At 69.9% G+C, this 15,114-nt stretch carries 19 protein-coding genes; 15 read left to right on the plus strand and 4 right to left on the minus strand.

All coding sequences use genetic code 11. The annotated features are described in order from the left end of the window. Positions 1-4 precede the first annotated feature (4 nt). Both ACODTB_RS03360 and ACODTB_RS03365 read left to right on the plus strand, forming a co-directional pair. The gene (locus tag ACODTB_RS03360; protein WP_291111195.1) at positions 5-1,222 is read left to right on the plus strand and encodes a tetratricopeptide repeat protein; all 1,218 of its coding nucleotides are present in this window, start codon (positions 5-7) and stop codon (positions 1,220-1,222) included. A 93-nt stretch (positions 1,223-1,315) separates the two neighbouring features. Continuing rightward, positions 1,316-1,930, plus strand: coding sequence for a 2-hydroxychromene-2-carboxylate isomerase (locus tag ACODTB_RS03365; protein WP_291111197.1), 615 nt, complete (start codon positions 1,316-1,318; stop codon positions 1,928-1,930). A 63-nt stretch (positions 1,931-1,993) separates the two neighbouring features. Here ACODTB_RS03365 and ACODTB_RS03370 read toward each other — a convergent pair whose 3' ends face one another. After that, a complete protein-coding gene (locus ACODTB_RS03370) occupies positions 1,994-3,229 on the minus strand; it encodes a CaiB/BaiF CoA transferase family protein (protein ID WP_291111199.1) in 1,236 nt (411 codons plus the stop codon). Between the two features lie 89 nt (positions 3,230-3,318). Then, on the minus strand, positions 3,319-4,269 hold the full coding sequence (locus ACODTB_RS03375) for a LysR substrate-binding domain-containing protein (protein WP_291111201.1): 951 nt from the start codon (positions 4,267-4,269) through the stop codon (positions 3,319-3,321). A 107-nt stretch (positions 4,270-4,376) separates the two neighbouring features. Here ACODTB_RS03375 and ACODTB_RS03380 point away from each other — a divergent pair, with 107 nt between their 5' ends. From ACODTB_RS03380 to ACODTB_RS03390, 3 genes are read left to right on the plus strand one after another with little or no spacing between them, the layout of a single operon-like run. Then, positions 4,377-5,093: a glutathione S-transferase family protein gene (locus ACODTB_RS03380; RefSeq protein WP_291111203.1), complete on the plus strand. Its 717-nt coding sequence runs from the start codon at positions 4,377-4,379 to the stop codon at positions 5,091-5,093. Beyond that, positions 5,090-6,367, plus strand: coding sequence for a CaiB/BaiF CoA transferase family protein (locus ACODTB_RS03385; protein ID WP_291111205.1), 1,278 nt, complete (start codon positions 5,090-5,092; stop codon positions 6,365-6,367). Before ACODTB_RS03380 ends, ACODTB_RS03385 begins: the two co-directional genes overlap by 4 nt. A gap of 46 nt (positions 6,368-6,413) precedes the next feature. Beyond that, entirely contained in the window at positions 6,414-7,382 is a 969-nt protein-coding gene (locus ACODTB_RS03390) for a tripartite tricarboxylate transporter substrate-binding protein (RefSeq protein WP_291111207.1), read from the plus strand. Between the two features lie 10 nt (positions 7,383-7,392). Here the strand turns inward: ACODTB_RS03390 and ACODTB_RS03395 are convergent, their stop codons facing one another. Then, complete coding sequence (locus ACODTB_RS03395; RefSeq protein ID WP_291111209.1) at positions 7,393-7,674, minus strand: cupin domain-containing protein; 282 nt, start codon at positions 7,672-7,674, stop codon at positions 7,393-7,395. Between the two features lie 79 nt (positions 7,675-7,753). On the opposite strand from ACODTB_RS03395, the gene ACODTB_RS03400 reads away from it, so the two are divergent. The 10 genes from ACODTB_RS03400 to ACODTB_RS03445 all read left to right on the plus strand — a co-directional run bounded on the left by ACODTB_RS03400 (position 7,754) and on the right by ACODTB_RS03445 (position 14,066). Further along, positions 7,754-8,119, plus strand: a complete 366-nt coding sequence (locus tag ACODTB_RS03400; protein ID WP_291111210.1) for a YciI family protein — start codon at positions 7,754-7,756, stop codon at positions 8,117-8,119. Positions 8,120-8,227: 108 nt separating this feature from the next. Further along, a complete protein-coding gene (locus ACODTB_RS03405; protein WP_291111212.1) occupies positions 8,228-8,710 on the plus strand; it encodes a VOC family protein in 483 nt (160 codons plus the stop codon). A gap of 22 nt (positions 8,711-8,732) precedes the next feature. After that, positions 8,733-9,164, plus strand: coding sequence for a YciI family protein (locus ACODTB_RS03410; RefSeq protein ID WP_291111214.1), 432 nt, complete (start codon positions 8,733-8,735; stop codon positions 9,162-9,164). 12 nt (positions 9,165-9,176) lie between these two features. After that, entirely contained in the window at positions 9,177-9,716 is a 540-nt protein-coding gene (locus ACODTB_RS03415; protein WP_291111216.1) for an SRPBCC family protein, read from the plus strand. A 37-nt stretch (positions 9,717-9,753) separates the two neighbouring features. Beyond that, a complete protein-coding gene (locus ACODTB_RS03420; RefSeq protein WP_291111218.1) occupies positions 9,754-10,164 on the plus strand; it encodes a VOC family protein in 411 nt (136 codons plus the stop codon). A gap of 9 nt (positions 10,165-10,173) precedes the next feature. After that, a complete protein-coding gene (locus ACODTB_RS03425) occupies positions 10,174-11,460 on the plus strand; it encodes an RNA polymerase sigma factor (RefSeq protein WP_291111220.1) in 1,287 nt (428 codons plus the stop codon). A gap of 117 nt (positions 11,461-11,577) precedes the next feature. Beyond that, entirely contained in the window at positions 11,578-12,804 is a 1,227-nt protein-coding gene (locus tag ACODTB_RS03430) for a flavin-containing monooxygenase (protein ID WP_291111221.1), read from the plus strand. Beyond that, positions 12,797-13,276: a hypothetical protein gene (locus ACODTB_RS03435; protein ID WP_291111222.1), complete on the plus strand. Its 480-nt coding sequence runs from the start codon at positions 12,797-12,799 to the stop codon at positions 13,274-13,276. The genes ACODTB_RS03430 and ACODTB_RS03435 overlap by 8 nt, the downstream gene beginning before the upstream one ends. Positions 13,277-13,290: 14 nt before the next feature. After that, the gene (locus ACODTB_RS03440; protein ID WP_291111224.1) at positions 13,291-13,680 is read left to right on the plus strand and encodes a nuclear transport factor 2 family protein; all 390 of its coding nucleotides are present in this window, start codon (positions 13,291-13,293) and stop codon (positions 13,678-13,680) included. Continuing rightward, positions 13,677-14,066: a YciI family protein gene (locus ACODTB_RS03445; RefSeq protein ID WP_291111225.1), complete on the plus strand. Its 390-nt coding sequence runs from the start codon at positions 13,677-13,679 to the stop codon at positions 14,064-14,066. Before ACODTB_RS03440 ends, ACODTB_RS03445 begins: the two co-directional genes overlap by 4 nt. Here the strand turns inward: ACODTB_RS03445 and ACODTB_RS03450 are convergent. Then, entirely contained in the window at positions 14,063-15,043 is a 981-nt protein-coding gene (locus ACODTB_RS03450; protein ID WP_291111226.1) for a Bug family tripartite tricarboxylate transporter substrate binding protein, read from the minus strand. The genes ACODTB_RS03445 and ACODTB_RS03450 overlap by 4 nt on opposite strands. Positions 15,044-15,114 lie beyond the last annotated feature (71 nt).

Raw genomic sequence — 15,114 nt, forward strand, 5'->3', positions numbered from 1 at the left:
CCGCATGAGCAACGCCACCGACCCCACCGAACAAGCCAAGGCCTTTTTCTTCGAAGGCAACGCCCTCTTCGAGGCCGACCGGCTCGAGGAGGCACTGAGCCGCTACCAGGCCGCGCTGGCCCTGGTGCCGGGGCGGCCGTCCATCCTGGCCAACCTGGGCGTGACCCACTGCCGACTGGGCCGCTGGCCGGAGGCCGTGGCCACCCTGGCGCAGGCCACGAAGGCCGACCCCACCCACCGCGACGCCTGGGTCGCGCTCGGCCTCTCGCACGAAGCCCTGTCGAACTGGGCCGGTGCCGCGCACGCGCTGCAGCAGGGCGTGCAGCTGGGGGCCTCCACCCCGCAGATCCACCTGTCTCTGGCGATGTGCCTGCTGCGGCTGGACCGGCCCGACGAAGCGCTGGCGGCGCTGGACCGGGCGCTCGCGCTCGACCCGACCCTGGCCGAGGCCTGGAGCCAGCGCGGCAGCGTGCTGCGCGACGCCGGCCGGCACGCGGAGGCCGCGCGCTGCTTCGAGCAGGCCCTGGCCCATGGCGGCGACGAAACCCTGCACCGCTTCTACCTGGCCTCGGTGAAGGCCGGCGAGGCGACGCCATCGCAGCCGCCGCGCGCGTACGTGGAAGCGCTGTTCGACGAGTACGCCGACGATTTCCAGCACCACCTGATCCACCAGCTGAAGTACCAGGCGCACGAGACCCTGCTGGCACCGCTGCGCGTGGGCGGCCGGCGCTACCCGCGGGTGCTGGACCTGGGGTGCGGCACCGGCCTGTGCGGCCAGCTCATCCGCCCGCACGCCGACGCGGTGGACGGCGTGGACCTGGCCCAGGCCATGGTCGAGCAGGCGCGCGCCAGCGGCGCCTACCGCGAGGTGGTGCAGGGCGAGCTGCTCGACTTCCTGCGCTCGCGCGATGAGCCCGCCGACCTCGTGATCGCCGCCGACGTGTTCATCTACGTGGGCGCGCTCGACGGGGTTTTCGCCGCGGTGCGCGAGCGCCTCCAGCCCTCGGGCTGTTTCGCCTTCTCGGTCGAACTCGCCACCGGCGCCGAAGAACTGCAACTGCGGCCCAGCCTGCGCTACGCGCATGCCCCGGCCTACGTGGAGCGCCTGGCCCGGGCGCACGGCTTCCAGGTGCGCCAGACCTGGCAGGCGCCGCTGCGCGAAGACCAGCAGAAACCGGTGATGGGCCTGTACGTGCTGCTGGAGCCGGCCAGCGCCCCATAACGCGGCCCTATACCCGAATCGCCATTCCGTATTGGTCAGCGCGCGGCGCGCTTCCTAGACTGTGGGCCACTCAACAGCCACCATGGAAAGCGCATGACCAAGCCACACGTCGATCTGTACTGGGACATCGGCAGCACGAATACCTATTTCGCGTTCAAGCTCATCCAGCCCATCGTGGCGCACCACGGCGCCGAACTTGTGCTGCACCCTTACAACCTGGGCTACGTGTTCCGCAACAACGATTACGAGCTCATGAAGGAGTCCAAGGCCAAGCTGCGCTACCGCAAGCGCGACCTGATGCGCTGGGCCGAGAAGCACCAGCTGCCGTTCCAGATCCCGCGCCAGTTCCCGATCAAGTCCAGCCGCGTGCTGCGCGGTTCGCTGGCGATGCGCCAGAAAGGCCTGGAGCTGGCCTTCGTCGAAGCGGCGCTGGAGGCGTATTGGGAACAGGGCAACGCGGGCATCGTGGAATACGCGGGCCTGCGCCCCATCGCCGAGCGGCTGGGCGTGGACCCGGACTGGTTCGAGGCCACCAGCGCCAGCGAAGAGACCGGCGCCCAGCTCGCCAAGAGCACGGATGACGCGGTGGCGCGCGGCGTGTTCGGCGTGCCCATGATGTTCGTGGGCGACGAGATGTTCTGGGGCAAGGACCGGCTCGATTTCATGGAAGACGAGCTGGCGCGCGCCACGGCCACCGCCACCACTTGAGCGCTTGTCCTGCTGCCCAAAAAAACGCCGGCCTCGAGCCGGCTTCTTTTTGTGAGGCGGGTGTCAGACCACCCGCGCGCCGCGCAAGGCCTCGATCTGCGCCGCGTCCAGGCCGGCCAGGCGCGTGAGCACCTCGTCGCTGTGCGCGCCGGGCAGCGGGGCCGGCTGGTCGTAGCCGCCCGGGGCGGCGCTGAACTTGATCGGAAAGCCCGAGCCCGAGGCCACCATGGTGGAACGGCTCATCGGGTTCCACAGCGGCACCGCCATCTGGCGCTGGACCATCTGCTCCCAGCGCAGCACACCGTGGATGTCGCGCACCGGGCTGCAGGCCAGCTTGGCCTGCGCCAGGCGGGCCTCGACCTCCTCGGTGGAGAGGGTCTTCGCCCACGACGCGACCACCTCGTCCACCTGGGCGTTGTTCGCCAGGCGCCAGGCGACCGACATCATGTCCGGGTCGTCCCGCAGGTCGCTGCGCCCCATCACCTCCAGCAGCGCGAGCCAGTCGTCGTGCGTGGCCGCGCCGAGCGTGACCCAGCCGTCGCGCGTGCGGTAGGCGTTGAAGGGCGAGAAGCGCATGATGCGGTTGCCCTGCTGGGGCTGCAGGCCGAGCTGCGGGTAGCAGTCCAGCGGCTCGTCGAAGATCAGCGAGAACAGGCAGTCGGCCATGGACACGTCGATGGCTTGGCCCTCGCCGGTGCGGTCGCGGTGCAGCAGCGCGGCCACGATGCCCAGTGCCGCGAACACGCCCGAGATCGCGTCGGACACCGGCGAGCCGGCCTTGGTGGGCGCGCTGCCGGGCTGGCCGGTGATGCTCATCAGGCCCACGGCGGCCTGCACCATCAGGTCGTAGGCCTTGAGGTGGCGGTCCGGCCCGGTGGCGCCGTAGCCGGTGAGCGAGCAGTACACGATGCGCGGGTTGGCTTCCTTCAGCGCCGCGTAGCCCACGCCCAGGCGCTCGGCCACGCCGGCGCTGAAGTTGTCCACCACCACGTCCGCGTGGCGCACCATGCGCAGGAAGATCTCGCGCCCCTCCGCGCTCTTGAGGTTGAGCGTGGCCGACTTCTTGCCCCGCGCGCGCTTGAGGTAGGCGATGCCCATGTCCTCCTCGGTCTGGCGCTGGAAGCTCACGCCCTGCGGGCCCGCGAAGGGCGGCGCGAAGGCGGTCGGGTCGCCGGTTTTCGGGTCGTCGATCTTGATGACCTCCGCGCCCAGGCCGGCCAGGAACAGCGTGCCCTGGGGGCCGGAGAAAAAGCGCGTGAGGTCGAGAACGACCACGCCGTCGAGGATCTTTGCAGTCATGGGCCCACCGTTGGAAATGTGCGCCGCAGTGTAGGCAGCGGGTCCGCGCGGGGGGAAATAGGTCTTTGACGTGGCGGTATCGCGCCGTCCTATGGGGGCGGCACGGGCGAGGCACCGGGCCATTGGCCGGCCTCCACCCGCCGCTGCGTGACCTCGGTGATGAGCTCGACGATGCGGTGCGCCGCGCTGCTCAGGGGCACGATGTCGAAGGTGCACAGCGAGAGGCGCCGCTGCAGCGCCGGCTCGGTGATGCGCTGCACGCGCAGGCCGGCCGTGCCGCCCGGTATGGCCGCCGAGCCGATGGTGGCGCCCACGCCGCTGGCCACCACCGCGCGGATGGTGGCCAGGGAATCGAGCTCGGCCAGCACGCGCATTTCGTGCCCGGCGGCCTGGAAGGCCGCGTCGATGATCTGGCGCGTCACGTTGGAGCGGCCGGGCAGGGCCAGCGCGCAGGGCGCGGCCTGGTCCAGCGTGACCGCGTCGCCATCGCCCACGCCCTGCGCCGACATCAGGAACAGATCCTCGATCAGCAGCGGGCGCACGTCCAGGTGGCTGGAGACCTTCTGGCGCGCCGTGCCGGTGTCCGGCGCCAGCGGCTCGAACAGCAGGCTCATCTCGATGCGGCCATTGACCACCAGCTCCTCCAGGTGGCCGCTCAGGCTTTCGGTGATCTGCAGCTGGATGTCGGGGTACTTCGCGGCGGCCTCGGCGATCAGCGAGGGCGCGAGCAGCGTGGCCGCGCTGCTGGGCAGGCCCACCGACACCAGGCCCTGCGGGTAGTCGCCGGCGTGCTGCACGTCGGTGCGCATGCGCTCCATCTGGCGCAGCATGGCGCGCGCGTGGCGGTAGAACACCTCGCCCGCTTCGGTGGCCGAGACGCCGCGCACGCTGCGCGAGAGCAGCTTGACCTTGAGCTCGTCCTCCAGGTTGGCCATCTGGTGGCTGAGCGCGGGCTGGGCGATGAACAGGTCGGCGGCGGCGCGCGAGACGCTGCCCAGTTCGACGATGCGCACGAAGTACTTGAGCTGGCGGATTTCCATCGGGCCATTGTCCTATCGACCCTTCGGGCTCTCCATATCTTTTCACGATGCCCCAAGCCCGACACGGTATTGGCGCGGCGCGACCGCCCGCTCCATCATCCCTGCCCATGATCGATCTCTACTTCTGGAGCACGCCCAACGGCTACAAGGTCTCCATCCTGCTGGAAGAGCTGGGCCTGCCTTACCGCGTGATTCCCGTGCACATCGGCAAAGGCGAGCAGTTCAGGCCCGAGTTCCTCCGGATCAGCCCGAACAACAAGATCCCCGCGCTGGTGGACCCCGAGGGCCCGGGCGGTGCGCCGATCGCGCTGTTCGAGTCGGGCGCCATCATGATGTACCTGGCCGAGAAGCAGGGCTGGGCCTTCATGCCGCAGGAGCCGCGCGCGCGCTACGAGGTGGTGCAGTGGCTCATGTTCCAGATGGGCGGTGTCGGCCCCATGCTGGGCCAGGCGCACCACTTCCGCAAGTACGCGCCCGAGAAGATCGACTACGCGATCGAGCGCTACACGAAAGAGGCGCGCCGCCTCTACACCGTGATCGACCGCCGCCTGGCCCAGGCCGAGTACCTCGCGGGCGACCAGTACTCCATCGCCGACATGGCGACCTACCCCTGGCTGCGCGCCCACAAGTGGCAGGGCCAGGACCTGGCCGACTTCCCCCACCTGCAGCGCTGGTACGCGGCGGTGCGCGCCCGCCCGGCGGTGCAGCGCGGCCTGGCCGTGCTGGAAGAGAAGGTCGACCGCTCCGGCGCCAAGCCCACCGGCGAGCGCTGGGACAACCTGTTCGGCGCCGGCCAGTTCGCCCCTTCGGAAAAGACCCCATGACCCAGAAACCCCCCATGCTCACCGGCTACCGCGTGCTCGACATCACGCAGATCGTGGCCGGCCCGACCTGCACCCGCATCCTGGCCGAGATGGGCGCCGAGGTGGTCAAGCTCGAGCTCGCACCGTTCGGCGACCGCACCCGCGTGGGCGGCCTGCGCTCCAACCAGCCCGAGCACAAGCGCTGCTCGCAGAGCACCTACTTCATCCAGCACAACCACTCCAAGAAGAGCCTGGCGCTGGACTTCAAGAGCGAGCGCGCGCGCGAACTCATCAAGGCCATGGTCCCCAAGTTCGACGTGCTGGTGGAGAACTTCTCGCCCGGCGTGATGGCGCGCGCGGGCCTGAGCTACGACGATCTGAAGGCCATCAACCCGCGGCTGGTGATGTGCTCCATCTCGCTGGCCGGACAGGCCGGCGAGCTGGCGCAGAAGCCGGGTTACGACTACGTGGCCCAAGCCTATGCCGGCATCACCGACCTGATCGGCGAGCGCGACGGCGAGCCCGCGCTGATCACCATGGCCATCGGCGACGCCTCCACCGGCGTGGCGGCGGCGATGGCGGTGGGCTTCGCGCTGCTGCACCGCGAGCGCACCGGCGAGGGCCAGTACATCGAGACCTCCCTGCTCGACACCTACTTCAACATGCACGAGGTGGCGGTGCCGCGCGTGAGCCTGCGCAAGAACCACACCCCGGTGCGCACCGGCTCGCAGCACCCCGACGGCGGGCCGACCGGCATCTTCCGCTGCGGCGACGGCAGCTACCTCACGCTCGCCACGCTGCCGCACCAGTGGGCGGCCTTCGTCGAGGCGCTGGGCCGGCCCGAGCTGCTGAAGGACGAGCGCTTCGCCACCGCCGCGCTGCGGCGCGACCACAACGACGCGCTCAAGCAGCTCCTCGAAGCCTGGCTGGCCGGCTTCGCCACGCGCGACGAGGCCATTGCCGCGCTGGAACGCCACCGCATTCCCTGCGCGCCCGTGCTCACCCTGCGCGAGGCCATGGCGCACCCTCACCTGCGCGAGCGCGGCGTGGTGCGCGAGGTGCACGACCCCTACATCGGCCGCTTCGACATCCCCGGGCCGCCCGCGCGCTTCTCTGCCTGGAACGTGCCCGGTGGCCTGCGCGCCGACCTGCTGGGCGAGCACAACGAAGAGATCCTCAAGACGCTCGCCGGCCTGGACGACGACGAGATCGGGCAGCTGTACCGCGACGGCGTGCTGGTGCGCGACCCCTTGCTGAGCGCGGACCGCGAATGGACCGAGAAGACGGAGGCCTGAGACCGCCGCGTCCCCCATTGATCGAACCACAACGAAGGAGACAAAGATGAAAAAACACCTATTCACCCTGGCCATGGCGCTCGGCCTGGGCAGCGCCGCGCTGGCCCAGGAGTTCCCCCAGCGCCCGGTGACGCTCATCGTGCCGTTCTCGGCCGGCGGGCCGACCGACGTGGTCGCGCGCCACCTGGCCCAGGCCATGGGCAAGTCGCTGGGCCAGCCGGTGGTGGTGGAGAACCGCGCCAGTTCGGGCGGCATCGTCGGCACCGAAGCCGTGGTGCGCGCCGAAGCCAACGGCTACACGCTGCTGATCCACAACATCGGCATGTCCACGCTGCCCGCGCTCTCGCGCTCGCTGCGCTTCAACCCGGCCACCGACCTGGACTTCATCGGTCAGGTGGCGGACGTGCCCATGACGCTGGTGGGCAAGCGCGACCTCGAACCGACCGGCTTCAAGGCGCTGCACCAGTACATCACGCTCAACCAGAAGAAGATCAACCTCGCCAACGCCGGCATCGGCACGGCCTCGCACCTGTGCGGCCTGATGCTGATGAGCCGGCTGAACCTGGCCATGACCACGGTGCCCTACAAGGGCGCCGCACCCGCCATGGCCGACCTGCAGGGGGGCCAGGTGGAGCTGCTGTGCGACCAGATCACCACCACGCTGGGGCCGATCCAGGCCGCGCGCGTCAAGCCCTATGGCAGCACCACGCGCGAGCGCCTGCCCTCGCTGCCCGAACTGCCGACGCTGAGCGAGCAGGGGATCGACGGGCTGGAGGTCACGGTCTGGCACGGCGTTTACGCGCCGAAGAACCTGCCCAGGCCCGTCACGGAAAAGCTGGTGAAGGCGCTGCAGGACGGCCTGGCCGATCCGGCGTTCCGCGACAGCCTGCAGAAGCTGGGCGCCCTGCCGGTGAGCAAGGACAAGGCCACGCCCGAAGGGCTGGGCAAGCACCTGCGCCAGGAGATCGCGCGCTGGTCGCCCGTGATCCGGCAGGCCGAGGCCTACCTGGACTGAGCGTTTTCGCTCAGTCCTTGCGCCGCGCCACCCAGTAGGTGGCACCCTCGGCGCCATAGTGCTCGGCGTGCGGCACCTCGCTGTCGATCTGGAAGGTGTCGCCCGCGCGCAGCTGGCGCGTGAGGTCGCCCACCGTCAGCCACATCTCGCCGCGCGTGACCACCGCCTTGGCGGCGAAGGGGTGGGTGTGCATGTCCAGCACCGTGAAGGGCGCCCACTCGCGCTCGATCACCTCGTCGTAGCCTTCGATCAGGGCCTGAAGGCGAAAGGCCTCGAAGTTGGCAGGGTTCATGGAAAGGCATTGTGGGCCATCGGGTGGCGGGGTGACGCGTTAGCATGGAGGGCTTGTGCACAGTGAAACGAGGCGCTCCATGTCCCACATGCTCCTGATCCTTGAACCGGCCGGCCAGCGCGGCACCCGCACCGAGGCCCAGGGCCGCGAGGCGTACGCCAGCATGCAGCGTTTCGGCGAGTCGCTGCGCTCGCGCGGCAAGCTGCTGGCGGCGGAATCGCTGGCCTCCCAGTCGCAGGGCGTGCGGGTGCACACCGGCGGCGGCAAGGCCCAGGTGGTGGACGGGCCGTTCGCCGAAGCCAAGGAAATGATCGGCGGCTTTTTCCTGCTGGACTGCGCCAGCATGGACGAGGCCGTGGCCATCGCCCAGGAGTGCCCGGCCGCCGAATGGGCCACCGTCGAGGTGCGCGCCCTGGGGCCGTGTTACGACGACAGCCGGGGCTGAATCCCGGCCTCAGGGTTTTTCCTGGGGTGTTTCTGTCGGCGCTTGTCGAAAACCGCGGGGCTGGTTCGTCGTGCCTGTTGAAGATCCCCATTTCAACAGGAGTTCTTGATGAACGCACCCGCCCGCATCCAGCCTTGCCTGTGGTTTGACACACAGGCCGAGGAGGCCGCACGGTTCTACGTGTCGGTGTTCCCGAACTCGCGCATCGGCACGATCACCCGCTACGGCCCTGGCGCCCAGCTGCCCGAGGGCACGGTGCTCACGATCGATTTCGAACTCGACGGGCAGCCGCACACCGCGCTCAATGGCGGGCCGCATTTCCGGTTCTCGCCCGCGATCTCCCTTCTGGTGCGCTGCACTTCGCAGCAGGAGGTGGACCACTACTGGCAACACCTCTCGGCCGTGCCAGAGCAGGAGCGCTGCGGCTGGCTGCAGGACCGCTACGGCCTGTCCTGGCAGGTCGTGCCCGAGCAGCTCATGGCCCAGCTGCAGCACCCCGACGCGGCGCGGCGCCAGAGCGTCACGCTGGCCATGCTCGCCATGGGCAAGCTCGACATCGCGGCCCTGCAGCACGCCTTCGACCACCCCTGACCCCCTCTCCAGGAGACCCACCATGCGATTCATGATCATCGTCAAGTCCTGCGACGAATTCGAAGCCGAGACCTCGCCCGCGCCCGACGAGGCGCTGATGGCCGAGATGGTCCGCTACCACGAGGAGCTGGCCCAGGCCGGCGTGCTGCTCGACGGCTCGGGCCTGCACCCCAGCCGCAAGGGCTGGCGCATCCAGTACAGCGCCGACGGCAAGAAGCGTGTCGTCGACGGCCCGTTCGCCGAGTCCAAGGAACTCATCGCCGGCTACACCCTGATCCAGGTGCGTTCGCGCGAGGAGGCCATGGAGTGGAGCCGCCGCTTCCCCAACCCGGCGGGCGCCGGCAAGGAGGCCGTGATCGAACTGCGCCAGCTCTACGAGATGGAGGACTTCCCGCCCAGCGAGCCATTGGAAGACTTCAAGAAGCTCGACGCCATGCACAACCCCCAGCGCTGAGGAGCCGCCACCATGCTCAAGATCCTTGCTTTGCTGATCGGCGTGGCCATCGCCGCCCTGCTGCTGTACGCCGCGAGCCGGCCCGACCGCTTCCACGTCGAGCGCTCCACCACCATCCAGGCGAGCGCCGATCGGCTGCACCCGCTCATCAACGACCTGCATCGCTTCAACACCTGGAACCCTTACGCCCGCAAGGACCCGGCCATGCAGGGCCAGTACAGCGGGCCCACCGCCGGCCCCGGCGCGGTGTACGAGTTCCAGGGCAACAAGGACGTGGGCAAGGGCCGCATCGGCATCACCGCGTCCAGCGCGCCCTCCAGCGTGACCATGCAACTCGACATGTTCGAGCCCTTCGAGGGCCACAACGTCGTCACCTTCAGCCTGGCGCCCGAAGGCGAGGCCACCCGCGTGACCTGGGCCATGGACGGCCCCAGCCCGTTCATCGCGCGGCTCATCGGCGTCTTCATGAACATGGACCAGATGATCGGCCGCGACTTCGAGGCCGGCCTGTCTTACCTCAAGTCCCTGGCCGAGAAGCCGGCGGCGTCCTGAACCTTCTTCACCCCCTCACCCTTCGAAAGGAAGCACCATGTTTCGCCAGATCTTCGTCAACCTGCCCATCAAGGACATGGCCCGCTCGCAGGCCTTCTTCAAGTCGCTGGGCCTGAACTTCAACCCGCAGTTCACCAACGAGCAGGGCGCCTGCCTGGAGGTGGGCGAGAACATCTTCGCCATGCTGCTGGTCGAGCCCTTCTTCCAGGGCTTCACCAAGCTGCCGATCTCGGACGCGAAGAAGGCCACCGAGGTCCTGGTGGCGCTCTCGGTCGACAACCGCGCCCAGGTGGACGAGGTGGTGGCCAAGGCGGTGGCCGCCGGCGCCACCACGCCGAACGCGCCGATGGACCATGGCTTCATGTACCAGCACGGTTTCGCCGACCTCGACGGCCACCAATGGGAGGTTTTCTGGATGGACATGAGCGCCGCCCCCGCGCAGATGTAAATTCGGCCCATGCATTCCAGTGTCCACCAGGCCATCGCCACCGTCTGGCGCCTCGAGTCCGCGCGCATCACGGCCAGCGTGGCGCGGGTGGTGCGCGACATCGGCGTGGCCGAGGAACTCGCGCAGGACGCGCTGGTGGCCGCTCTGGAGCACTGGCCCAGGGACGGCGTGCCGGACAACCCCGCCGCCTGGCTCATGACCACCGCCAAGCGCCGTGCGCTCGACCACCTGCGCCACCGCCAGATGGCCGACGAGAAGCACGACGGCATCGCCGCCGACCTCGAAGCCCTGGGCGCCACGCACGTGCCCGATTTCGTGGACGCGCTGGACGAGGCGCGGCAGGACGACATCGGCGACGACCTGCTGCGCCTGGTCTTCACGGCCTGCCACCCGGTGCTCTCCACCGACGCGCGCGTGGCCCTCACGCTCAAGCTGCTGGGCGGGCTCACCACGCACGAGATCGCGCGCGCCTTCCTGGTGCCCGAGGCCACCATCGCGCAGCGCATCGTGCGCGCCAAGCGCACCATCAGCGAGGCCGGCGTGCCGTTCGAGGTGCCGCGCGGCGACGCGCTGGGCGAGCGCCTGGCCTCGGTGCTCGAGGTGGTGTACCTGGTGTTCAACGAGGGCTACACGGCCACCAGCGGCGGCGACTGGATGCGCCCCGCGCTGTGCGACGAGGCGCTGCGCCTGGGGCGCATGCTGGCCGGCATCGCGCCGCAGCAGCCCGAGGTGCACGGCCTGCTGGCGCTGATGGAGATCCAGGCTTCGCGCACCGCCGCGCGCACCGACGCCAAGGGCCGCCCGGTGCTGCTGGCCGACCAGGACCGCAGCCGCTGGGACCACCTGCTGATCCGCCGCGGCCTGGCCGCGCTGGACCGGGCCGACCTGCTCGGCGCCGAGCCCGGCCCCTACCACCTGCAGGCGGCCATCGCCGCCTGCCACGCGCGCCCCGTGCGTTCCGCCGACACCGACTGGGCCCGCATCGCCGCGCTGTACGGTGAGCTCGCGCGCGTGGCGCCTTCGCCGGTGGTCGAACTCAACCGTGCGGTGGCCATCTCCATGCACGCCGGACCGGCCGCCGGCCTGGTGCTGGTGGACGCGCTGCTGAAGAACAAGGCGCTGCGCCAGTACCACTGGCTGCCCAGCGTGCGCGGCGACCTGCTGGCCAAGCTGGGGCGCGGCGGCGAGGCGCGCGCCGAGTTCGAGCGCGCGGCCGACCTCGCGGGCAACGAGCGCGAGAAGGCCTTTCTGCGCGCGCGCGCCGCCGCGCTGCCAGGTGGTCAGGCGGGGACTTGAGGCGACAGGGCTTTAAGCGAGGCATTGTGCGACAGGTTTGGCGCCTGCGTGTGGGTGAAAGCCCCATGGCGTGCGCAAAGGGTGCCGGCCAAACTGGCTGAAAATAACGGCACCGCCATGGAACACGACCCGCCCGATTTCCACACCGAGCCATTTCGCGGTTCCAACCACGCCCCCCTCGACCCCGAGACGGAAGCCGACGTGATCGTCGTCGGTGCCGGCCCGGCCGGTCTGGCGGTGGCGGCCTGCCTGGTGCAGCGCGGGCACAGCCCGCTGGTGATCGACCGCGCGCAGGACATCGCCTCGTCCTGGCGCCACCATTACGAGCGCCTGCACCTGCACACTGTCAAGACCCATTCGGCCTTGCCCGGGCGGCCATTCCCCGACGATGCGCCGCGCTATGTGCCGCGCCAGGGGGTGGTGGACTACCTGGTCGCCTACGCGCGCCAGCATGGCATCGAGCCCACGCTGGGACAGAACGTGACGGCGATCGAACCCCGGCAGGGCCCGGGCGCGCCCTGGCAGGTGGTGCTGGCCAACGGGCGCCACCTGTCGGCCAACCACGTGGTGGTGGCCACCGGCGCCAACCGCCAGCCGCGCGCGCCCCGCCTGCCGGGCGAAGACGTGTTCCAGGGCCGCCTGCTGCACAGCCGCGGCTACCGCAACGCCGCGCCCTTCATGGGCCAGCGCGTGCTGGTGGTCGGCATGGGCAACACCGGCGCCGAGATCGCGCTGGACCTGGTCGAACACGGCGTGCGCACCGCGCTCTCGGTGCGCTCGCCAGTCAACATCGTGCGGCGCGACGTGCTTGGCCGGCCCGCGCAACTCTCCAGCCTCATGCTCAGCCAGCTGCCGCCGGTGCTGGGCGATGCGCTGGCCGTGCTGCTGCGCAACCTCACCGTGGGCGACCTGCGCCGCCACGGCCTGCCCAGCGCGAGCGTCTCGCCGTTGCGCCAGTTGCGCGAGGAGGGCAAGACGCCGGTGATCGACGTGGGCACGGTGCAGCGCATCAAGACCGGCGATATCCTGGTCTACCCCGGCATCCAGCGCCTCACGTCGGGCGGGGTGCGGTTCACCGACGGCAGCGAACACCCGTTCGACACCGTGCTGCTGGCCACCGGCTACGACCCGGCGCTGGGCGAACTCTTTCCCCGCACCGCCTTGCCGCTGGACGAACGCGGCATCCCCTTGCAGCTGAGCGGCGAGGGCGTGCTCGAAGGCTTGCACTTCGTGGGGTTCGATGTGCGCCAGCCCGGCGGCCTGCTGCGCACCATCGCCCTGCAGGCGCCGCGGGTGGCGAAGCGCATCTCGGCGCGGCAGGCGAACGGAGGCCGGCATGCGTGAGGCGCGCACCCACATCGAGATCGGCAAGCAGGAGACCTTCATCGCGACCGAGCCCGTCGAAGGGGGCAGCCTGGAGTGGATGCTGGACATCGGCACCCGCGCGCTGGGCAACGGACCATTCAGGCACACGCCGCCCACGGCGCTGGAGATCGAGACCGCGATCGAACACGTGGAGAATGCGGTCATGCCGCTGCTGCGGCAGCTGCCGCGTGGCTCCCAGCTGGTGACGTCGGACGCCGCCGCGCACGAGCTGCGCCGCCTGGTGCACGAGCGCGAGGCCGGCGGCGCGCTGCTCCTGATCGACGACATCGAACAGGTGTTCAACCAGATCGCGGCGGTCTCGCTTGGCCGACCCGCCGCCTCCTCGGGCCTGCCGCCGCAGCCCGAATTCGCGGCCTACGTGCTCATCCTGCGCGAGACCATGCACCACCTCGGCTTCGCATCGCTGATGCTGCGGGCCCCCAACGACTGAACCCACCCTCCGCCATGCCCAACCCCGACACCCTCGAACGTTTCATCGCCCTGGTGGAGCAGAACGCGCACGACCAGGCCATCGAAGACTTCTACGCGGCGCACGCCACCATGCAGGAAAACCAGGCGCCGCCGCGCGTGGGCCGCGACCAGCTGGTGGCCGGCGAGCGCCAGGTGATGGCGCGCGCGGCGTCCATCAAGTCGCGCTGCGTGCGCCCCGTGCTGGTCCACGGCGACCACGTGGTGATCCGCTGGCGGTTCCGCTTCGTCTGGCGGGACGAGTCGGTCACCGAGATGGAGGAACTGGCCTGGCAGCGCTGGGAGGGCGAGCGCATCGTGTCCGAGCAGTTCTTCTACGACCCGGCGCAACGCACGCCGCAACCACCGGCCGGGGTGGCGATATGAGCTCGGACCTCGAACCCCGGGAGTTCCTGGTGATCTCGCGCGGCCAGTGGGACGCCGACAAGTCGCCCGAGGAGATCCAGGCCGCGATCGACCGGTTCTACGTGTGGCATGGCGAGCTGGTGGCCCGGGGGGTGATGCGCTCGGGCCAGCGGCTGGCGCGCGACGGCAAGCTGGTCACGCGCGAGCGCATCGTCGATGGCCCGTTCGCCGAGGCCAAGGAGGTGGTGGGCGGCTTCTGGTTCGTGCGCGCCACCAGCCTGGAAGAAGCCGCGCGCCTCTCGGCCGACAACCCCTGCCTGGCCTGCGGCCTGCAGTACGAGATCCGGCCGTTCGAGCCGGTGCGCGCCAGCGCCTTCGCGCTGACGAGCGAGACGCCGACGCGTTAGTCGTTGGCCTTGAAACCGGTGGCCTTGACCACCTGTGCCCAGCGCGCTGTCTCGCTTGCGATGGTGGCCGCGAAGGCCTCGCCATTCTCCCGCGGCACGTCAAAGCCCTGCGCTTCCAGCCTGGCCTTGTAGTCCGCGTCGGCCTGCGCCTTCACCGTGGCGGCCTGGATCTGGTCCACCACCGCCTTGGGCGTGGCCGACGGTGCCATGAGGCCGAACCACACCGTGGCGCCCAAGTCCGGGTAACCCAGTTCGGCCAGGCTGGGCACCTGGGGCAGGAACCGGGTGCGCTCGCGCGAGGTGACCGCGATGGCGTGGAGCTTGCCGCTTTGCACGTGCGGCAGCGCGGCCTGCAGCTGGGCGAAACCCAGCCGCACCTGGCCGCCGAGCAGGTCGGTGATCTGCGGTGCGCTGCCCTTGTAGGGCACGTGCACCATGTCCAGCTTGAAGCGTTCGTTGAGCTGGAAGCCCAGGAAGTGCGACGGCGTGCCGGGGCTGAACGAGGCGTAGGTGACCTGGCCCGGGTTGGCCGCCACCCACTTCACCAGATCGGGCAGCGTCCTGGCCGGCACGGAGGGGTGGGTCACCAGCACCAGCGGGTTCTCCACGCCCTTGGCGATGGGCTTGAAGTCCGACTGCTTCCAGCGCAGGGCCGGGTAGACCGAGGGGTTGATGGTGAACATGGCCTGGGTGCTGATCCACAGCGTGTGCCCGTCAGCGGCCGCGTTGCGGACCTGCTCGGCGCTGAGGTTGCCGTTGGCCCCGCCCTTGTTCTCCACCACGAAGGTGCCGCCGGTCTGTTTCGCCAACTGGTCGGCCAGCGCCCGGCCGTACACGTCCACCGCGCCGCCGGCCGGTGTGCCCACCACCAGGGTCACCGGCTTGCTCGGCCAGGTCTGCGCGACGGCCTGGGGCGCGGCCAGGCCGACCGCGAGGGCGAGCAAGAGGACGCGCACAGGGGAATGGGGGGATGGCATGGGAGTCTCCTGGATGATGTTCGGGTGCCTTTTTCGAATCTATGCCCTCCTGGATTGGTTGACCAATACAA

This window comes from Hydrogenophaga sp. FG152, assembly GCF_057809615.1.